Genomic DNA, 21572 nt, shown 5'->3' on the forward strand with positions numbered 1-21572 from the left:
TGCAATATCGCGAAACCGACCTTGAATTCATTAATCGCCTTGCCGCCGAAGAAGGCATGGTGTATCACATTGAACATTCAAAAGGGAAACACAGTGTACTGTTCACCGATGATTCTCAAGTCATTAGCTCGCTAGATTCTCCTGTTCCTTATAACGTCATGGCAAGCGGTATCAGCTCAACGCCGTATATAAAAGAATTCAGTAAGACTACTCAGTTTGAAGTCAGTGAAGCGCACAGCAGTGACAACAGTTTTAAAAAGCCACAGTACACCTTTAGCCAACAAGCCGTTGCCAGCGATATAGACTACCAACGTGATACCTATGAGCACTTTGACGCGCCGGGGCGTTTTAAAGATGACGCCATCGGTAAAGAGTTCAACCAACTACGCCTAGATAGCCTGCGTCGCCATGCCCACACCGCCAGAGGCAAAAGTAATGAGCCGCAACTGCAAACTGGCGCTAAGTTTGAATTAAGTGAACACTCTGATGACAGCTTTAATAAAAAATGGTTAGTCATTGCGAGTACTCATCAAGGTGAGCAACCGCAAGCGTTAGAAGAATCCGCAGGCGGTAAACCCACGACTTACGCCAATCAATTTGAAGCAATACCTGCGGAGAAAACCTGGCGCATGCCACAAATAACTCGCCCACGAGTCGATGGCTCAATGACCGCTTACGTTGTCGGCCCAGAGGGTGAAGAAATCTTCTGTGATGAATATGGTCGGGTGAAACTGCATTTCCCGTGGGATAGATATTCCAACGGTGATGAACATAGTTCATGCTGGATTCAAGTCTCACAAGGTTGGGCGGGCAGTCAATATGGCATGATTGCTGTTCCACGTATCGACCAAGAAGTCATCGTGTCGTTTTTAAACGGCGACCCAGACCAGCCAATCGTGACTGGTCGCGCCTTTAACGCACAAAATCTACCGCCTTATACACTGCCAGATAATAAAACTAAAACTGTATGGCGCAGCGAAAGCCATCAAGGCGAAGGGTTTAATGAAATCAGTTTTGAAGACCAATCTGGCTCAGAGCAAGTGTATGTTCGCGCGCAAAAAGACTTTAAATCCGAAACCCTCAATGACCACATTACTGACGTAAACCACGACCAGCATTTAACGGTTGAGAACGACCAATTCACTCAAATTAAAAACAATCACAATCTAACGGTAGAAGGTACAAGTGCTACTAATGTGAAAGGGAATGTCTCTCAAGAGGTCACAGGTTCGATACAAAGTAAAACGGGTAGCGCGTACATCATAGATGCAGCCCAAGAAATCAGCCTTATCAGCCAAGGAAAAATTGTTTTAGAAGCAGGAGCAGAGCTGACATTAAAAGTCGGAGGTAACTTTGTTAAATGTGATGCTGCGGGTGTGCATATTGTTGGGCCTACGGTAAACATCAACTCAGGCGGCAGTCCGGGTGTAGCTTCAAGCTACAAAGGCACAATGCCTCAGTTACCTAAAGGTATTGCTGTATTGCAAGCTCCCGCAACTTCAGTGTCTAGTGGCTCAATGGGAATAAGCACACTAACGCAAGCATCTATTGTTTCTATTTGTGGTAAGCAAACCGATGGCTCGTGCTTAAAAGGAGAGCAATGTCAGTGCAAGCGATAGAGATAAATAACCTGTATCAGCGCCTTGATAGTCTTCACCATGATGAGCATCTCTATTTATTGGTTGATGCGTTAAGTTGGCCAGAGGGATTAGCGCAAGCACAAAGCCTCGACCCACAGGTTAATATGGTGAAGCTCTTTATGGGAACCCAGTTAAGCAACGCAATGGAAGCTAGCCCTTGGATCATCGAAATCAATGACCAAAACAAAACCTTGTTAGCGCAAGTCACTGAAAAGAAAATTGGGATAGTCTATATTTCCACGCTGTCATTATCCAATTTTCAGAAAAGTATTACGCCGTTATTAATAGCATCGATGCCTGCTATCAATGACAAGCAACCACACCAAGTCTTATTAAGTTTTTATCGTCCAAGTGTGGCGCAAGGTATTGCATTGATGGATATCGGACTCTTGTCCTTTAACTCATGTGTTGAAGTCTGGGTTCCCACTGCTCGTCATCAACAATGGCAATCTTATACCTGCCATCAAACGTTACCCGCAAGGGCGATATTACTTACGCCTGAGCTACACCAATCTATCGATGAACAATATTATCAATACTGGTTGGGGGGCTTTGGAAATTGGCAATCTCAATCGGATGATGAGCTAAATAAAGCGGCGCGTATTGTGTATTTATTAAAGCAAAATCATGTCACCAGTGAATTGTCCATATTAATGTGGTTGGATTGGTTGCAAGGACACATTCAAGAAATTGATATTGAGACGATTTTACCCATTATACGTCAAGATAAACCTGCCTTAGCGCGACTTGAGCAAGTGAAATTATTAGTAAAGGATAGCGGTGATGAGTAAGCCTTACGTGATCCAATCTGGCGATACGTTATATTCGATTGCCTACTTCAATCAAACCACGGTTGATGAACTCTTACAACTCAACCCACAATACCAAGCCAATCCTGATTTAATTATGGTGGGGGATACTTTGCAGCTTCCCGGTGAGGATGACGCATCAAGCGCTGAGGACAGTGCCGGTACTGAGAGTGGCGACACCAAAGAGGTGATTGAACTCCCTGCCGCGCAAAGCCCTCTTTCTACAGGCGAGCATCCGACGAATCCCTTACCTTTTCATGAATGCGAAAGCAGTACCGCGCCGCTTGAATATACGGATATCGCCTATTTAGTTGGGAGTCGTCATTTTTATTTGCTCGGTGAGGATGGTGTCGATTTTATTCAACACGCAGAAGATACCTTAATGAGTCGACTGTCTGGCTCTAAAGCACAAGTACGAGAAGGTTTATCAAAGAGCAATGTATTTGATGGCTTAGTCATGGCGAATCTAGAAAGCTTCATGACAGAGGATGAAAAATCGCAATATGAAGCATCTTACGATTGGCTACAAAATGCCGACCAACATGCTGCGGATGCGATTGCAAAAGGCAACACCTCAGGGCAAGGGTTTTCGGCAGAAGTGTCTCATCATCAATCGGAGATGGATGCACTTGAAAGTCAAGCGTTAAAGGTTGCTGAAGGGCAAGGATATAGTGTTGAAAATGGCCTGTTGTATTCTCCAAGAGAAAAAGACATCACCCGCTTAGTTGAACGCTATTTTAGCTTGATGGCGAATCACGCTACAACGACACAAATTAGCGATGTGATGGTGGAAACCGTTCAGCTAGAACAGGCAATACGTAAAGAGCAGGCAGAGTCAGAACAAGCCTACCCCAATGCTTATCAAGCGGCTCAATGGCAACAAAAGCTTGATAATCTAAAAGCGTTAAAACAAGACGCCGATGAGCATCAGCAACAATGTTTTGAGGTGATTTATCAATTATCGTTATTGGGTATTGCGACACCGGAATATGCGTTGTGTAACGGTGTAGATGTGGCGACAGGTGTGACGTTACTTGAAGAATATTATGCCCACTTAAAAGAAGCAGAATCACAAAGGCAAGCGCTAAGCGACAAGCTCAAGTCGTATACAGACGGTTCGAATCTCTACGCCCCACCACCGAGTCAGGCGTTTACTCAAGATATACAGACGTTGAAAAAGCAGCTTGAACAAGCAAAATATCTGCGTGAAACCGCAGAGGTTAATGTCAGTAACATGCAGCCAGTGATGATGCTGCTGTGGGAGCAGGATGATTATACGAAACGACCGTTACAACGCTTAGCCAAAGGCAACTTCCCACTGCGAGAATATGTGCTTGCGACTCCGAAATCGGGCAGTAATGCAATGCGTTACTTCAGTTTAAATGACTTTCCTCATTCAACGAGCTTGCAACAGGATGAAGGCTTATTTAAACCAGACCAAGCCACGGATGAAGCATTTGCAACAATGCTGCAATGCTATGGCGTGAAAGTGTCGATTCGTGACACATGGTTTGATGATAAAGGCATTTTTGATGCGCCTAAGTGTGTTGAAGATTTAAAGGCGGATGGAATTAAAGTGACAGCCTTAGAGGCCAATCAAAGCCAATGGCAAACGACACTAAGCCAAATCTTGTTTGCCTCTAATGTTGAAAAAATGCTTCATCCGTATGACGCCAGCTTGCAAGCGCAATTGGTGCGCTTAACCAATACGACGACCTCCAAAGCCAGTGTGCCTATTTCGATTGGATATGAGCGTAAGGCTGATGGCAGCACGAAAACGTCCGCAAAACTTGCCAGTGTTGATGCAAAAACGCAATTGGATTTAGCACGCGGTGAGGTGAATTTGGTGCAAGCCTTGCTTGGTCAGCCTTACTTACGTTTTCCAGAAGAGGTCTCGCCAGAGGTTAAAGTACCTGTGGATTACTTTGACCGAGCGGGTAACAAAATCGGTCAGGTTCAATTTCAATGTGGCGCGTTTCAGATGCGTTTTTATTGTAAAGCATGGGGATTTGCAGCGGCCAATATAGGGCTGTCGGGCAAGTTAGCATTAACCGACAAAGGATTGGAGGTCACGTCATTATTTAAGCGTGACGAGACAACCAATACGGCGACCAGTGAAGCATTGGATTTTTCCGCTTCGGTATCGGTTGGGGTGACGGTCGGCTCTATGGTGGACTGGCATGTTCCAAGCGACTTACAATCTTACTTGGCTGCATTAAACCTTACCGATACTCAGCCGAATTCAGTATTGACCTTGTTTGAAGGTAAAGTAGAGGTGAAAGCGCAATGGAAGGTAGCCTGTCCAATAATCTTTCAATACGTGAACAAACGATTGAGGGTTGGCATTAAAATCACCCAAGGTGGCGTGACCTTGGGAGTGACAGGCACCGTTGCCCCCGAAGCCGTTGGGTTTTGGGTATTGCAATTTCAGCGCCTGCTGCGTCAAACCAGCTATCACCGTATTCAGATTGCACAAGATGATGAAACCTTTAATCAACTGACTCGCATGAGCCAAGCGATGCTTTTGACTCACTTAAATGTGGGGTTATTTATGGCGCGTGGTAAAGATGTGTTAGATGACATGATGGACTGGCTAACCAATGCCGATGCTAAGCGCGCAGGCTTGATGGCCTACAGCATCTTTGATAAGAACACCAATCAAACCGCGTTAAAACAATGGACGCAGATGTTAGTGCCAGAGGCATTGGGTGCACTGCTGAATACCTTATTGAGTGAGCCAGTTGAGTTTACTACTTCCATTAGGGTTCGTGGTGGTCAAATAAGTATGAAGATTGAAGAGAATCAAACCCTCGCTCTTCAACAAATTGCGATTTGCCGTTTAATCGATTGAATTTATGGTGACAACATGGATAGTAAATATCAATTTGGCTCTACTAGTGAACGAACTCACAGACAAGTTGAAGAGGCACTATGTCGTGTGAATGCCGCAAGTCGAGCTGATGCTAATCCTGATGTACGTTTGGTGGATATTGAAACCAACTATCAACTATTGGAAGCATTTATGGATAGAGAGCCAGTTTTAAGTACTGCACAGGTAGGTAGTCTTGAATGGAGTCTTGCCAATGAGCTACCAGAAGCCAAGCGAGGGGTTAAAACGTCGATACCTATCAACGATAAGAAAGGATTTTATTATCAACTTGATGCTTTGACCTATCATGTTAGGCAACGTATTACACCTGAGGTTAAACAGCGCGCTCAGCTCTCCCATCTATCTAATGTAGGAATGCGTTAAACATGAAAAAAATAGTCAATCGCTTATGGTTATTACCACTGTTTGTACTGCTCATTAATAGTAGTTGGGCGGCGGTGTCGCAAGATGAACTCACCAAGCTGACCCCGAAACAAGCCTACGACAAAGGCATGTTATTACGGTGGCAATATAAGCTTACAGATGCCAAAGCGTACTTAAAATATGCAGCAGATAATGGTGTAGTGAATGCGATGTGTGTGTATTCAATCATGAGTCAAACTAATATATTTATCCAAACAGAAGAGAGTTATAACTATTCCTTAATGGCTGCTAAGCATAACAATGTTTGTGGTATATCGGGGTTGATAGGCGCTGAATCACTTTCTAGTCAAGCGGACAAAAAATTTTGGATTGAACGGTTAAGAGCAATCATTAAACCCAAAATAGAGCATGGGGATGGTGACGCGATGCTAACAATGGCATCGACTTATCTAGTTCAGGATGATCAAGATGGATATTTAGAATGGCTAGAAAAATCAGCACGAACAGGTTATGCCGAATCACAATATTATTTAGCTTATAATCATGATGGTGGTGATGGTTGGTTCCTCATCCCCGGTAGTCGAGAGAAAGAGATCCGTCGTTTGTATAAGGCTTCAGCCGATCAGGGGTATATTCCCGCGATTAGCCAATATGGTGCAATTCTAGTAGAAGAAAATAATTTGGTTGAAGCATTAAAGTATTGGAACAATGCAATAGAGCAAGGTGCGGCCTTGGTGATATTGAGTATGGCTGAAATTTACAGCGGAAAAAATCCGCAGGTTCATTTAGAAGAAAATAAAGTATTAGCTGCTACTTATTATCAAGTCTATTTTGACTCTATGGGCTCAGAAAAAAATGAGAATTTACACAGAATTTTTAAAGAAAAAAATCGTGTTCTTCTTGAAACCATGACAAATGAGCAAAAAGCAGAATCCGATCGTTTAGCAAAAGAATATTTAAAGACGCATACCGTACGAGCCTTTGATGATTTTTGGTATTTGAGCGAAGAAGATAGTGTGATTAAGCGTTGATAATTTATTAATTAGTATTAGGAGTTTGGGAAGTGTTAAGAGCATCAAATAGTATTGGTGTCGTTACTTTAATTGGTGTTTATATCTATTGCGCTGATATGGCTTACACAGGGGGGTACCTCAATACTCTCGGTTTAGATTCAGATGTATTAGGTCGAGAGTTTTATCCGACTCTATATTCTGGTTTTAAGGAAAATTTTATACATCTATTTATGCTTCTTGCTGCCTGTATTATTTGGTTTTTTTTGATTGATATAAGAAATGCTTTTAGGGAAAGCAAGGAAGGTAAAGAGTTTTTGGCATTTTTGGAGACAAAAATGACCTATATCTTTAAAGGTGAAAATAAATCGTCAACAAGTAAGGAAAAAGAGATAAATTTTTGTTTTAGTATTTTGTTCGCTTTTGCTTTATTTATCTTGATGATGGCGATGAATGAAGGGTTAGGCAAACAAAAAGCCATCAAAGTTATGAATGGCATAGAAAATCTAGAGTATACAAAGGTTTACACCCACAATATGGTTGATGATCTTGCTTTTTTATATTGTGGAGCAGTTAACTGCGCGGTATTCAATATTCAAAAGCAACGAACAGAATACATATCTAATAATAATTTTATGGTTGATAATCATAGAATTAAGAGGTTTTTAGGCTTAAAGGAAGCAAGCGATAAAGCAAATCAAAAGTAAAATTCTGGAGTGTGTGGTCAAATAATATGTTAACACCTCAGTTAATCCTCTAAACGCTCATTTAGGAAAATCTGTAACATGGTTCTGCTCCTTTATCATTTAGAGTTACTGTTCATTACAGCTTCATAATTCTATGTTTGACCAAATTCTTAGAATGAATCAATATGTGCCTAATTGATTAATTGCCAAATGAAACCGTATCTACTGATTTGGTGGCTATTCATCAATTTGGGAGCAGGATTGCCCACCATGAGCCCATCTTTGGGATCCTTACTCTTCATCAAATTTACCCGCTAATTATTAAAACAGTGGAATGGCGCTGCAATCACACTAAGCAATAGCTTGACTCAATAGAGTGAGTTACAGAGTTGCTTAGTAAGCCTGTAATATGAGGAGATGCTATAAAATGAATCGTCAATGCCTTTGTTTAACACCCAAAGAAATATAAATAACTACAAAACAAAATATCGGGAGCAATAGCAATACATGTCAGTTAGTTTTTACGATGAACGTATCCTAAACATACGAATCAAAAATAATAGCAAGGGATCTACTTTTTTGTTTGGTGCTGCACTAAGTCAAATAACTGATGGAGTCGGCATTCCAAACGTTGAAAGCGTTCTTGAATTTATTGACGAATATGCAATTGAGCAAGAAGTTTATGACCACTATTTCGAAGAAGCACATAGCTTTTCAGAACAGGATAGATACCAACAAGCTTTTAGCCTAATAGCCGGATTATGTGGTCAAGAGTCGGTAAATGAAATCATTAAGCGGGTAGTAGAAAGTAATATCGACGAGAACGGAAGACATCGAGTACCTAAAGCAATCAAAGACTTCGTTGCTAGTATCAAAAGCGGCAACATCGTAGTAAACAACATCATCACGACCAACTTTGATACGCTACTTGAAGAGGAGTTCAGGAATCAAGAAATTCAGTTCAACTCTTTTAGCGTGGTGGCAGATACTCAGCTCCCCAACGATGTAAACGACAATATCAATATTTATCATTTGCATGGTAGTTGGGAGCGTGGCGATTCAATGCACACGACGAATCAGTTGCAATCAAATAGAGACCGTATTGAAACTTCATTGCAAAACCTCATAGGCAATCAAAGTCTGGTTGTTATGGGGTATGGCGGATGGGATGATAGTTTTACTCGCTCTTTGGCATCTGCAGTTATTAACCCGCAGTTGAGCTACAATATCTTATGGTGTTTTTACGAAGGCAACAGCGCAGTTATAGAGCAAAGAGAAGCCCCGTTATTAAATAGTCTGAACGATGGCATGAGTCGTGGTCGAATACAATTATATAAAGGGATCGATTGCAATAAGGTGTTCGCAACACTGGCACAGGTAAGTGCAATAAAAAAGAGACAAATTGAGCAACGAGACATCGAACAAAAACGTTTAGAAACCATTAACTACTACAACATTCCAGATCGGCATTACAACAGTCAAACCCGTGGGCGAACTAGAAGTAAAGCAATACAAAAGTTGACAAAGCACAACTCATTGTTTGTAAGGTCACCATTAGGTTTCGGTGCATATGACTTCATCTATTCGCTAACGAACGCGGTATCAAGTAAAGACACTCACTGCGTGAGAGTGAACTGCTCAGAGGTTATTTCTCAAGCACAAATTGACCATCAAGTCCTTATGGATTCGGGGCAGCCTTTGTCGCAGCTTTCTTACTTACTTAACTTACGTGAAGATGATGTCCATTTCATTATTTTCGATAAGATTCGTGGTGACATGGATGCGGAAGCTTTGATGTATTTATCTAACCTTCCGAAGAGCCTAAACCTTATACGCAAGAATGTATTTTTCATCTACATGTCAAGTGTTGACATTAAACAATTTGACAAGTTGAAAGTCGAACTAAAAAAACTGGATAGAAACGACACTCAGCTTATTTTAGACAATCGATTTGACAAGCATAGCTTTACACATGCACAAATATCTCAGATATACGAATACTCGGAAGGTGTGGTAGAGAAGCTGGAACTAATAATGGACTACTTAAATGTTAGCTCTGTTGAAGAAGTTCTTTCAGATGCCGAGATGTTCAATGATGCGTTTCACTCAGAACACATTCCTAAAACCACGATGAATCAGATCAACTTATTATTCGATGAACCCTCAAAGGAGCCAGTGTTAAGGTATCTGAAAATTCTTGCCATTCTCAAGAATGGAGAAACATTGACCAATATTCGTAAGGCTGAAATGGGAACAGGTCTACATGCTAGGCATACAATGGAACTCATTAGACTAGAACTTGCCACAACAGTGCAATTAGATCTGGACTCTAAGCTAGTCAAAATTAACCCTATAATCAAAGACTACATGCTGAGTAAAATGACCCGTTCAGAGATATTGCAAATATCCAATGAGTACTTGAATGTTACTCTCATCCGAACGAAAAGGGGTGTAAAGCTCAGCTCTATCAATCGAAAAATCTCACAGTCTGGGTACAATACTGAAGAAGATAATACCTGTACCCTGCTTCGCAACGCGTTCGAAGAGTGTCGAGACAATATTCGTCATGCTGAAGAGACGGGAGAATCAACAGAGCTGTTATTAAGAAGAATGAATAAGCTATGCACTCTAAGCGGAGCGTATGTGTATTTACTTGAAAGTACATCTCGCTTCACGGAAACAATTACAGCTGTAGACAGTTTATTAGGTGTGATTAAAGAAGTCGATAGTGACCAATTGCATCGATATTATGGTCTAATGTCCAGCGCGTATAGAATGAAAGCCAACTACGATGAAGCAAAGGAGTACTTAGATTTATGTGAAGAGTTATGCCCAGAGTCGGATAAACAGACACAGGATATGATCTATAGGGAAAGATTGTACTTGCTTGAAAAAACGAACTGGGATATGGCGATTAAGCTCGCAAAATCACGAAAAAATGACTTCCACAGACATTCTGTTGAGAACATTATAACCGAAGCTCTGCTTGCAGAAAGTAAACCATCTGACCTTCATTTCCAAACCCTAGTTAAATTGGAGAAAAAAGCAAGAAAGCTTGGTCACTTTACAACGGCAAATAACATCTTGTTCACCATTAATCGAGAACGTACACATAGTGAGAAGATTAATAATCTCAATAAAGCAATACAATCAGATCAAAGTGAATATAACATTTGTCGCGCTAAGATATATAAACATCAAGCATATATTGAAATGGGACTTTTTGAACGCATTAAAGATAACGATATAAATGAACTTCTAAATATCTACGATTACCTATTCAGGCAAAAGTTTGACTCACTTTTCAATCAATGTCACCAGTTGCTCTGGGAAATAGCTGAACACAGGCAAATGCACGATGTGATCTTTTTGATATTTTTTAAAGGTACAATTGTGTGGCGTTTAAATTCTGACAATGAAAATGAAATGAAGTACAGAACTAAAATCAAAGAAATCCCGCAACCAAGGCTTCTGGAATTTCAACCATAAAAAGTTATACCATTACTGACAGAAATGACTAAAGAAGAACGTCACCCGCGTCGTTTGATGTTATCGCCGTATGGCATAGCGATGATCTGCTACAAAAGTGGGTTGTTTCTCTGTTAGAGGAAAAATACCTCACATAGGTTGCTTCGGTATCGCTCGCGTAACGCATTTTTGTCCAGAGGTGAGTTGGGTGACAAGTATATATGTGATCACCAAGCGATCCCATCGTAATGACTATCAACTTCAACTTATAGCAACGCCTTAGTTTTTATGACAAGTTTGCGCTTGGAAAAGCGTCAAAATCAGCCCGATTTACAAAAAATTATGACAGTTGCTATAATTGAGGTTCAAAAAGAAAAATTATTAACCTAACTCACTGTTAAAGATACAATTTGTTAATGAATGTCAAAAATTTTGTCTCATAAAATTTCCAAGGGTATGACGTTATGGGCAAAATATATGATGGCTTACACCGTATCAGTTTCTTAATTGATGAAAACGGAACGATTGAACATGTCTTCAATAAATTTAAGACCAAAGATCACCATGAGGTAGTACTTAACTACCTAAATGACAATGCTTAATTGTTCGTATAAGTAGTGAACAAACTAAAACGCCCAGATATTCGATGGTATCTGGGCGTTGTTATATCACGTTATAGTGACTCAGCCGGAGGTTCATTGTTTGCTTCATTACTTGGCAAAGCATTCCAAACTGCTTTGACTAATGTGGCTAATGGAATGGCAAAGAACACCCCCCAGAATCCCCAGAATCCTCCAAATACCAATACCGCGACTATGATTGCAACTGGGTGTAAGTTAACCGCTTCCGAAAATAATACCGGTACCAGAATATTACCATCGAGCATTTGAATGATACCGTACGCAATAATCAACCAATAAAACTGAGGAACGAGTCCCCACTGGAACAACGCAACCAACACCACAGGAACGGTAACAGCAGCAGCACCAATATATGGAATCAATACAGAAAAACCGACCGCTACCGCCAATAACACAGGATAACGAAGCCCAAACGCTAAGAATACAATGTAAGTTGCCACGCCAATAATCACAATTTCGACCACTTTGCCACGAATATAGTTAGAAATCTGGCTATGCATTTCATCCCAAACTTTGGTGGCTAAACGACGATTTTGTGGCATCACTCGGCTTAAAGATGTCAATAATTGAGATTTATCTTTTAATAAAAAGAAAACCAACAATGGTACTAAAACCAAATACACCCCTAAGGTCGCCAAACTAAGTAAAGAAGACATTGAGCCACGTAAGATAGTATCACCCATCCCCAAGATCTTATTTTGAGCGTTATGCATGATCATTTCGATCACTTGGACATCCGCTATGTCCGGATAACGATGTGGCAAACTCGTAATATAAGTTTGGAAGGTAGTATACATGCCCGGCATATCATTAAGTAAGTTAGCAATTTGTCGCCAAATAGTCGGCACCAGGCCAAAGAAAGCTAGCAGCATCAAGCCAATAAAAGCACTCACAACAATTAAAACACTAGCAAGCCGAGGAAGACCCACTTTAGATAAGCGAATAACTGGCCACTCCAACAAGTAGGCTAATACAATAGCGACCAATAACGGTGCAATTAAATGTCCAAAAAAGTAAATAGTAATAAAACCAAATAATAAAATCGCCACTAAGCTCACAGCATGTGGATCAGAAAATCGTTTTTTATACCAACGAACTATCATTTCAAACATTCAATTTGATTCCTTTTTCGTTACTAACAAAGTACATTCATCATTATGTTGTTGTACTGTTACTGAATACGAGGCTTGTTTAAAATATCGAATCATATCGTTAATCGATGCAATGTCATTCGATAAAATGGTTAGTGATTGCTGGTTCAACAATTCAGCACTTTTTCGTTTGGCTAACAATAGTGCCATTGGGCAGCGCTGAGATCGTAAATCAAGACACTCTATTTTCATTCAGCCATTAACCTTTATGATAGAGTTATTAATCATGAGCGAGTATATACCCAAGTAACTTCAAGATGCGAGTTTCAGCAAGAATAAAACAAGCTTTATGCCGCGTCAGATTGGTTTGAAAGGTGCCTTCCTTCACCAATCTTCCTTGCCTAACGGTTTGGATGAGAGCTCTGAATTCTGCATCTTGAAGTTACTTGGGTATAGATACTTTAGATAAAAAAGAAACCAAGCAAGTGGTTTTGAGTCTATACCTCTGACAAATATACCTAAGTCACCTCTAAACCTTGAGCTTACTTAGGTATAACAGATAAACTGGCTTTGTTTTTATAACGTCAAATAATAATGGATGTTGCTTAACGATATGCGCCAATTTTTTCGCACTACCGCATGCTTATGTCTTTCGGCTTTATTATGCGTACAACCTATCGCCTATGCACAGCAAGACTTACCGGATATAGGTACCGCTGCGGCAGGCACATTGACCATTGCTCAAGAATTAGAGTATGGCGATGCTTACATGCGAATTTTACGCAGCATGAGTCCAATAATTAGTGACCCAGTGATGGATGAGTACATCACCTCGTTAGGCCACCAACTGGTTGCCAATGCGAATGATGTCAAAACCCCTTTTCACTTCCATTTGATCCGCGATCGTAGTGTAAACGCCTTTGCATTTTTTGGTGGGTATGTGGTTGCTAATACGGGTTTATTTCTTCACGCCAACAATGAAAGCCAACTTGCTTCAGTTTTTGCGCACGAAATATCGCATATCACTCAACGACACCTTGCTCGACATATGGAAGATCAAGCACGCCGTACGCCATTAACAATCGCCGCTTTAGTCGGTTCATTATTACTTGCCATCGCCTCACCAGAAGCAGGTATTGCTGCGGTTAACGCCACTACCGCCAGCTCAATGCAAGCCAGTATTAACTACACGCGCTCTAATGAACAAGAAGCAGACCGATTTGGTATTGCCACATTAGCCAGAGCCGGTTTTGATCCTGAAGGCATGCCTCAATTCTTTGGCCAATTAGCTGATCAATATCGCTATGCAAGTACCCCGCCTCCAATGTTGCTGAGCCACCCCTTACCTAAAGCACGTTTATCAGAAGCACGAGATAGAGCAGGCCGTTACCCTAGAGTTAATCCACCTATCTCTGTTAATTTCCATCTTGCCAAAGCGCGAGTGATCGCTCGATATGCTAGCATCGATTCTGCTCAATCATTAGATTGGTTTGAGCGTAGACTGCAAAAAGCCAACCCAATGATAAAACCAACTTTAGAGTACGGCCAAGCCTTGGTTTATATGGATAGCGGTAAAATATCACAAGCAGAAACCATCTTAACCCGATTGCTGGCCAGCGATCCGTACAATAACTTTTATCTTGATGCTGTGTCTGACTTATATATACATAAAAAGCAGTATGACAGCGCGATCACTTTGCTTAAAAAAGGACTCGAAAGAAAACCGGGCAATCAAGTGTTAACCATTAACTACGCCAATGTTCTTATCGAAGCCAATCGAAATAAAGAAGCGATAAACATTTTACAAAAGTATACGCACTCCCATCCAGATGAAACGGTGGGATGGTCACTATTAGCGAATGCGAATCGTAAAGCCGCCAATGAGCCGGAACAATTAGCATCAGAAGGCGAAATATTTGCACTGCGAGCGAATTGGAATAAAGCTATTAGTAACTACACTAGAGCAAGTCAGTTAGCCGAATTAGGCAGTCTACAACAAGCAAGATATGATGCGCGGATTGACCAATTGCGTATCGAACAGCAACGTTTTGCTGCTCTACAATAACTCATTAAAATTTTATAAGGATATGTCATGTCAGTTGTTATTTATCACAACCCACGCTGCTCAAAAAGCCGTCAAACATTAGAGCTATTAACTAGCCAAGGTATTGAACCACAAGTCGTAAAGTATCTTGATGACACACCGGATATTGCCACGCTAAAAACCTTGTTTAAGCAACTAGGCTTAACCAAAGTTCGCGATATGATGCGCACCAAAGAAGATATTTATAAATCACTAAACTTAGCCGATGAGACTTTGAGTGATGATGATCTATTTAACGCTATGGCTGAAAATCCAAAACTGATTGAACGTCCTATCGTAGTTGCCAATGACCAAGCTCGCCATGGCCGCCCACCAGAGCAAGTGCTTGAGATTCTATGATTGATCCACAGCTAAAGCGCAGCTCCGTGACTATTGTTGTGTTGTACCATAGCCGACATGGTACGACACAGCAATTAGCTCGCCATATTGCTCGAGGGGTAGAATCGGTAGAAAACTGCCAAGCTTCATTGCGTACTGTTGCGGATATTGATTCCAATGACGACTATCCTGCTACCGACCCGGTGATCAAATTACCAGAGTTAAAGCAATGTGATGGACTGGCGATTGGTAGCCCCGTTTGGTTTGGCAATATGAGTGCTGCAATGAAACACTTTTGGGATCAAACCACTTCTTTATGGATCGCTGGTGATTTAATTGATAAGCCTGCTTGTGTATTTACCTCATCATCTTCCCCTCATGGTGGGCAAGAAACCACTCAACAATCAATGATGTTACCGCTATTACATCACGGTATGATGGTGATGGGACTCCCTTATTCAGAACCAAGTTTACACACTAGCTTTAAAGGCGGAACGCCCTATGGAGCAAGCTCTATATCAAAGCAAGGTCATAGCGGACTCGATAAACAAGTGACTGAGTTAGCATTTGCACAAGGCCAACGTTTAGCAAAAGCGGCTTTAGCCTTATCATCTCTGCATGCTTCATCAACATAAGAAACGGACTGTATGACACAATCATCGGCGACATCGCCACTTTTGGACCGCTATTTAGCTCTATTCAGCTACTTTGCACTACTGCTGTGGGTACTCGCATGGCATGGTTTTATTTCCCCTCATCCCGATCTTAACTCAACCGCCGTCACCGTAGGTTGGTGTATTCCGTTACTGCTGCCTTTTATCGGTATCATTAAAGGTAAGCCCTATACCCACGCTTGGGCGAACTTCATTTTAATGTTCTACTTTTTGCACTCATTAACCATTTTATATATCGATAATGGGGAGCGCATACTTGCAGCTATTGAACTGCTTTTAACTAGCATTAATTTTGTGGCTAATATTCTTTATGCTCGCCACAAAGGTAAAGCGCTCGGCTTAAAGCTAACGCGCCTTTCAGAAGTAGAAAAGCAAGAAAAAGCCAAATATGAAGGTTCAAACAAATAGTATAATTATTCAGAAAACGCTTGCGATAAAACTTTCTGAACTTCGGTTCTAAGCCAACGGTGTGCAAGGTTATTATGTTGCCTTGCATGCCAGACCATATGATATTGATATGTCGACGTATCTACCGGTGCATCCATTACCACCACTTCTAAGTGCTCTGCCATTTTTCTCGCCAAACATCCTGGCAAGGTCAGCAATAAATCACTTTGCTCAATAGCGTAAGGCGCAGCGGTAAAGTGTGGCATTCGCAATACTACGTTACGCTTACGACCAATTTTTGCTAACGCCAAATCAATCGCCCCGGCCCGATCGCCCCCCATAGTGATCAAAGCATGAGTACTATTACAATAAGCATCTAGGGTTAAAGGCTGATTAGCTAAAGGGTGACCTTTTCTCATCATGGTCACTAAACGATCTGGGCCAAGAGCCTGCGCATAAATATCAGCTTGCGGTTTTTGCACATCACTACTAAAACTTAAATCAGCCTCACCAAGCGATAACTTTTCCATCATATCTGGCTGACGGTTCAAACACGTTAATGACACTCCCGGTGCTTGCTCAAATAACGTTTTATAAACGGGTGGCATGAATACTTGCGCGAAAAAATCACTCATCATTAAAGTGAAATGAGTATTGGCTTGCTTGGGTTCAAAATCCGCAGGATTGAGCAAAGTCTCTGCGTGCTGCAATAAACAATCCAATGACGTTGACATTTCAATCGTACGCTCGGTAGGCAATAAGCCTCCTTTGGTTCTCACAAATAACGGATCACCAAATTGATGACGCAAACGCTGCAAAGTACGGCTCATTGCCGATTGCGTGATATTAAGTTGCAAAGCGGCTTTAGTAACACTTTTGGTGCGAATCAAAGCTTGTAATGCGACCAATAAATTTAAATCGACTTGATTTAGCTTATTCATGATATGACTTTAGCTCATTTTGGTAATTATCTTTATGCATTAGGAATATATTACCTTTCTCGCTATTCTAACAGCATAAATTTTCAATCAACTCCACGATAGAGGTTCCAATGCATATTGAAAGTAAAGGTTATGCTTTAAAACAACGTCCAGCTGGCATGCCAACTCAAGAATGTTTTGAGTTACAAATCGAAACGATTACTGATATCGCTGAAGGCCAATTCATCATCAAAAACCTTTGGTTATCCGTTGATCCTTATATGCGTGGCAGAATGACCGATGCCGAAAGTTATGTACCGCCATTTCAACTTGGTGAATTAATGCAAGGCTCTGCGATTGGTGAAGTGATTGAATCAAAGCACCCAGACTTTCAAGTAGGTGACAAAGTTAACAGCATGCTTGGTTGGCGCGAATACGCAGTCTCAACCGGTGACATGGTACAAACACTGCCACAGACTACACTACCTGAGCAAAGCTTCCTTGGGGTTGCGGGGATGCCTGGCTTAACCGCTTGGGTTGGTTTAAATATTATTGGCGAATTGAAAGAAGGCGAAACCGTATTAGTTTCTGCCGCTTCAGGTGCGGTCGGTAGCCTAGTCTGTCAATTTGCTAAATTAAAAGGCTGCCGGGTTATTGGTAGTGCTGGCAGTGATGAAAAAGTGGAATGGTTAAAATCACTTGGTGTCGATGGCGTCATCAATTACAAAGATTATAACAATGCCGCTGAGCTTGAAGCCGCACTCGCAGAGCATTGCCCACAAGGTGTTGATGTATGCTACGAGAATGTTGGTGGTGATCACTTAGAAGCCGCATTAAATTTATTAAATCGTTATGGTCGTATGAGTGTTTGCGGCATGATTGATTTGTATAACCTAGAAGATGCTAAAGCCGGCCCAAATAATCTGGCTAACATCGTCAAGAAGAGCCTACGCATTCAAGGCTTCATCGTTTCTGATCACTGGGAACATTATCCAAGCTACGTTGCACAATTAACTCAATGGGTTGAGCAAGGAAAAATCAGCTGGAAAGAGACGACTCGTGAAGGTATCGAAGCCACCCCGGATGCTTTCCTTGGATTATTTAAAGGTGAGAACATCGGTAAGATGCTCATTAAACTGTAATAAGAAATCATCATTCTAAACACAATCTAAATTCAATAACGTCGCTTTCACGCAAAAGCGACGATTTACTCTGGAGCAACAAATGAACAATTTTAGCTATCAAAATACGACTCAAATTCATTTTGGCCAAGATCAAATTTCAGCAATCACCAATAGCATTCCTAAAGACAAAAAAATTCTGGTGACATACGGTGGCGGTTCAATCAAAAGCAACGGTGTGTATGACCAAGTAGTTGCTGCGCTTAAAGATCATACTTGGGATGAATTCTCTGGTATCGAGCCAAACCCACAATTCGACACTTTAATGAAAGCAGTTGAAAAAATCCGTGCCGAAGGCTTTGACTACCTATTAGCTGTTGGCGGTGGTTCAGTGGTTGATGGTACTAAGTTCATCTCTGCGGCAGTGGGTTTTGAAGGTGACACTTGGGATATTTTAGCCAAAGGTGCTGAAGTAAACAGTGCGCTACCTTTAGGTTGTATCTTAACCCTACCTGCAACCGGTTCTGAAACCAACATCGGTGCAGTAGTGACTCGTGGCAAAGAAAAATTAGCGTTTATGAATCCACTAGTACGTCCTCAGTTTGCAGTATTGGATCCACAAACCACATTAAGCCTGTCTGAGCGTCAAACCTCTAACGGTGTGGTTGATGCCTTTGTTCACGTAATGGAGCAATACTTAACGTACCCTGTTAATGCGAAAATCCAAGACCGTTTCGCAGAAGGTATTTTACTGACTTTAATCGAAGAAGGTCCAAAATTAATCGATAACCTACAAGATATCGAAGCTCGTACTAACGTTATGTGGGCGGCTACTCAAGCACTAAGCGGCTTAATCGGTGTTGGCGTACCTCAAGATTGGGCAACGCACATGATTGGTCACGAACTAACCGGTAACTTCGGTGTAGACCATGGCCGTAGCTTAACCATCGTACTTCCTGCTGTAATGGATGTATGTCGTGAAGAGAAAAAAGCCAAGTTACTACAATATGCAGAGCGTATCTGGAATATCACTGAAGGTTCGGATGATGCTCGTATTGATGCGGCGATTGAGAAAACCAAGCAATTCTTCAGCCAAATGAAGACTCCTGTTTCACTTGGTGAAATCGACCTTGCACAAGCAGACGTTGATACTGCTATCACCAGCTTAGAAGCGCATGGCATGACAAAACTCGGTGAGCACGGTTCAATTGATATTGCCCGTTCACGTAAAGTGCTAGAAAGCGCGCTTTAAGTTATAGCGATCTCAATTAATCACTGAACGAATGAACACAACAAAAAAGGGAGCCAACTTGGCTCCCTTTGTTATATATTCAATATTTACCTTACTTTATAAGCTAAACCACAACTGCTGATCAACTGGCAATTGTTCATCAGCCGTTTTTTTTCCTAGCTCTGAGCTCTCTAGCGTAGCTGATTGTTCTGCAACTTTTGCAGAGTCCACAGGCGCTTGTGTTTTCTCTATTCCTTTTAATCCCATAACTTGCTTTTCAAAGTCCGTTTTATTGCTTAATAGTTGAATATTGAATATTACATTCGTACCTTGGATTGAATGCACTTGTACCGTTGCAACACTCTCTAAATCAAGTAAAGAACGCTCTAAAATAAAGAAAGATTTAGCCGATTGAATGCCAGAAAAGTGAGCCCATAACGCATCATCCACCACATGCTTACCGGTTGGTTTATTTTTCTGAGCGTAGTAAGCACTCACTCGGTCAATGGCTTTATCTATCGCTTGAGTTACATCGCCACTTTCAACACCTGTAACAGCAGATTGAGGCGAAGAGGTAATACGATCCGGAGCCATATCATAGAGCTGCCAATTAACTTCTGAAGATGGTCCATCAGCCGCCACTTTTAGTACGAGTACAGAGTCTGCCGGATAGCGAACACTGGCTGCTGCGAGTGGCTCTGGAAAACCGCCCCATAAATCTGGCGCAGAAATTTTAGTGAAATCATCCATATCACCCACTGGCAAAGTGATCGGAAGCCCTGACTGTTGCGCAGCCGTTTGTAAAGCTGACACTGAATCTAATCCCGATTGCTCCCAACCGACTCGACGTTCAACATTGTCATCTTGCACTAACCAAACTAAAACATTCTCACGCTCTTTCGGCCAAATCGAAGCATTGGCTTGTGATAACAACACACTAATTTGTTTAGGGTTATACTGCATATCTAAACTTTTTTCGCCATTTAGAGTGCTATATTCAAATTTTGCCAAATAATCAGAGCCATCGCGCATGGCTTTTTTTACGACTTCATTGTCAGCAATATTGGCATTACCCGATGCTTTAATTAGCACTTGTTCAAGACCTTCTGCCCATGCGATTGAACGTGCATTTTTTTCATTACTTAACACAACTTCTGCGTGATATACATCAACCGACGTTTTAGCAACTGTCGTTAATGGAAATAAAATCGAAACGATAAGGGGAATAGCAAAATAACGCATAACAGACCTGTTTTTTATTCAGAAATCATTCTGTGTTGTAACACCAAACACTTACACCAAACACTTACACCTAAGTCATTTGGATATATATTAAGCCGCTAATAATACATGAAACGTATACATTTTTCTGCGTACTAATAAGTAGAAAAAAGCGACTCCATTCATTCAATAGAGTCGCTTTATACTAATTAATTCCATCTTCCAGATAATTTTCTGCAATGGCGCTGTTTATTGAGTACCGAAGATCTTATCACCAGCATCGCCCAAGCCCGGAACAATATAACCTTTATCATCCAGTTTTTCGTCAATTGCAGCAGTGTATAGCTCAATATCTGGGTGCGCTTTTTCTAAAGCTTCGATGCCTTCTGGAGCAGCAACGAGCACTAATACTTTGATGTGGTTACAACCTTGCTCTTTTAACAAGTCAATCGTTGCAATCATAGAGCCGCCAGTAGCTAACATTGGGTCAACGACTAAAGCGATACGCTCATTAATGCTAGAAGTTAACTTGTTAAAGTATGGGATTGGTTCGAGTGTTTCTTCATCACGGTATACACCAACAACGGAGATTCTAGCACTTGGCATGTGCTCAAGTACGCCATCCATCATCCCTAAACCAGCACGAAGGATCGGCACAACAGTGACTTTTTTACCTTTAATTTGGTCAATTTCAACCGGGCCATTCCAGCCTTTAATTGTCACTTTCTCTGTTTCAAAATCAGAGGTCGCTTCATAAGTGAGTAAACTTCCCACTTCAGTTGCTAACTCACGAAAACGTTTTGTGCTGATATCGCTTTCGCGCATTAGACCAAGCTTATGCTTAACCAGTGGGTGTTTAACTTCTACGACTTTCATGTCCAACTCCGTGCTTAATTTTGATAAACAAGAGAATTATATACCCAAGTCACTTCAAGATGCGAGTTTCAGCAAGAATAAAACAAGCTTTAGGCAAGACAAATTGAATATGATCATAGTGA

At 41.3% G+C, this 21572-nt stretch carries 18 protein-coding genes and 2 pseudogenes; 15 read left to right on the forward strand and 5 right to left on the reverse strand.

Translation table 11 applies throughout. The annotated features are described in order from the left end of the window. The 9 genes and pseudogenes from ACE3G9_RS12960 to ACE3G9_RS13000 all read left to right on the forward strand — a co-directional run. On the forward strand, positions 1–1619 hold a 1619-nt coding region (locus tag ACE3G9_RS12960), incomplete at its 5' end, for a type VI secretion system Vgr family protein (RefSeq protein ID WP_449219352.1). Beyond that, entirely contained in the window at positions 1601–2431 is an 831-nt protein-coding gene (locus ACE3G9_RS12965) for a DUF4123 domain-containing protein (protein WP_449219353.1), read from the forward strand. The genes ACE3G9_RS12960 and ACE3G9_RS12965, both read left to right, overlap by 19 nt. Then, positions 2424–5300 (forward strand): LysM peptidoglycan-binding domain-containing protein, encoded by a 2877-nt coding sequence (locus tag ACE3G9_RS12970; protein ID WP_449219354.1) that lies wholly within the window; start codon positions 2424–2426, stop codon positions 5298–5300. The genes ACE3G9_RS12965 and ACE3G9_RS12970 overlap by 8 nt, the downstream gene beginning before the upstream one ends. 15 nt (positions 5301–5315) lie before the next feature. Further along, positions 5316–5702 carry a hypothetical protein gene (locus ACE3G9_RS12975; RefSeq protein ID WP_449219355.1) on the forward strand — a complete coding sequence of 129 codons (387 nt, stop codon included), beginning with the start codon at positions 5316–5318 and terminating at the stop codon, positions 5700–5702. A gap of 2 nt (positions 5703–5704) precedes the next feature. Further along, positions 5705–6733, forward strand: coding sequence for a tetratricopeptide repeat protein (locus ACE3G9_RS12980; RefSeq protein ID WP_449219356.1), 1029 nt, complete (start codon positions 5705–5707; stop codon positions 6731–6733). A 32-nt stretch (positions 6734–6765) separates the two neighbouring features. Further along, a complete protein-coding gene (locus ACE3G9_RS12985) occupies positions 6766–7419 on the forward strand; it encodes a hypothetical protein (protein WP_449219357.1) in 654 nt (217 codons plus the stop codon). 486 nt (positions 7420–7905) lie between these two features. After that, positions 7906–10887: an SIR2 family protein gene (locus ACE3G9_RS12990; RefSeq protein ID WP_190332152.1), complete on the forward strand. Its 2982-nt coding sequence runs from the start codon at positions 7906–7908 to the stop codon at positions 10885–10887. A gap of 41 nt (positions 10888–10928) precedes the next feature. Next, positions 10929–11024, forward strand: a pseudogene (locus ACE3G9_RS12995) (LysR family transcriptional regulator); the annotation flags it as partial. Positions 11025–11330: 306 nt separating this feature from the next. Next, positions 11331–11468: pseudogene (locus tag ACE3G9_RS13000) on the forward strand (thioredoxin-dependent thiol peroxidase); the annotation flags it as partial. Between the two features lie 71 nt (positions 11469–11539). Here ACE3G9_RS13000 and ACE3G9_RS13005 read toward each other — a convergent pair. Next, on the reverse strand, positions 11540–12619 hold the full coding sequence (locus ACE3G9_RS13005; protein WP_417879268.1) for an AI-2E family transporter: 1080 nt from the start codon (positions 12617–12619) through the stop codon (positions 11540–11542). Beyond that, the gene (locus ACE3G9_RS13010; protein ID WP_417879269.1) at positions 12620–12850 is read right to left on the reverse strand and encodes a sulfurtransferase TusA family protein; all 231 of its coding nucleotides are present in this window, start codon (positions 12848–12850) and stop codon (positions 12620–12622) included. A 361-nt stretch (positions 12851–13211) separates the two neighbouring features. Between ACE3G9_RS13010 and bepA the strand changes: the two genes are divergently transcribed. Genes bepA through ACE3G9_RS13030 form a run of 4 tightly spaced genes read left to right on the forward strand, consistent with a single transcriptional unit; the run spans position 13212 to position 16102 of the window. Next, on the forward strand, positions 13212–14663 hold the full coding sequence (gene bepA, locus ACE3G9_RS13015; protein ID WP_417879270.1) for a beta-barrel assembly-enhancing protease: 1452 nt from the start codon (positions 13212–13214) through the stop codon (positions 14661–14663). A 27-nt stretch (positions 14664–14690) separates the two neighbouring features. Further along, positions 14691–15041 carry an arsenate reductase (glutaredoxin) gene (arsC, locus tag ACE3G9_RS13020; RefSeq protein ID WP_449219358.1) on the forward strand — a complete coding sequence of 117 codons (351 nt, stop codon included), beginning with the start codon at positions 14691–14693 and terminating at the stop codon, positions 15039–15041. Continuing rightward, positions 15038–15655, forward strand: coding sequence for an NAD(P)H:quinone oxidoreductase (gene wrbA / locus ACE3G9_RS13025; protein WP_417879272.1), 618 nt, complete (start codon positions 15038–15040; stop codon positions 15653–15655). The genes arsC and wrbA overlap by 4 nt, the downstream gene beginning before the upstream one ends. Positions 15656–15667: 12 nt before the next feature. Further along, a complete protein-coding gene (locus tag ACE3G9_RS13030; protein ID WP_417879273.1) occupies positions 15668–16102 on the forward strand; it encodes a DUF2069 domain-containing protein in 435 nt (144 codons plus the stop codon). Between the two features lie 5 nt (positions 16103–16107). Here the strand turns inward: ACE3G9_RS13030 and ACE3G9_RS13035 are convergent, their stop codons facing one another. Then, positions 16108–17022, reverse strand: coding sequence for a LysR family transcriptional regulator (locus tag ACE3G9_RS13035; protein ID WP_417879274.1), 915 nt, complete (start codon positions 17020–17022; stop codon positions 16108–16110). Between the two features lie 110 nt (positions 17023–17132). On the opposite strand from ACE3G9_RS13035, the gene ACE3G9_RS13040 reads away from it, so the two are divergent. After that, positions 17133–18143, forward strand: coding sequence for an NADP-dependent oxidoreductase (locus ACE3G9_RS13040; protein ID WP_449219359.1), 1011 nt, complete (start codon positions 17133–17135; stop codon positions 18141–18143). Between the two features lie 82 nt (positions 18144–18225). Then, positions 18226–19374 (forward strand): iron-containing alcohol dehydrogenase, encoded by a 1149-nt coding sequence (locus ACE3G9_RS13045; RefSeq protein ID WP_449219360.1) that lies wholly within the window; start codon positions 18226–18228, stop codon positions 19372–19374. A 96-nt stretch (positions 19375–19470) separates the two neighbouring features. Here the strand turns inward: ACE3G9_RS13045 and ACE3G9_RS13050 are convergent, their stop codons facing one another. Next, positions 19471–20595 (reverse strand): DUF2066 domain-containing protein, encoded by a 1125-nt coding sequence (locus tag ACE3G9_RS13050; protein ID WP_449219361.1) that lies wholly within the window; start codon positions 20593–20595, stop codon positions 19471–19473. A gap of 228 nt (positions 20596–20823) precedes the next feature. After that, positions 20824–21450 carry a uracil phosphoribosyltransferase gene (gene upp / locus ACE3G9_RS13055; protein ID WP_417879278.1) on the reverse strand — a complete coding sequence of 209 codons (627 nt, stop codon included), beginning with the start codon at positions 21448–21450 and terminating at the stop codon, positions 20824–20826. Positions 21451–21572 lie beyond the last annotated feature (122 nt).

The organism is Vibrio sp. E150_018, from assembly GCF_053544035.1.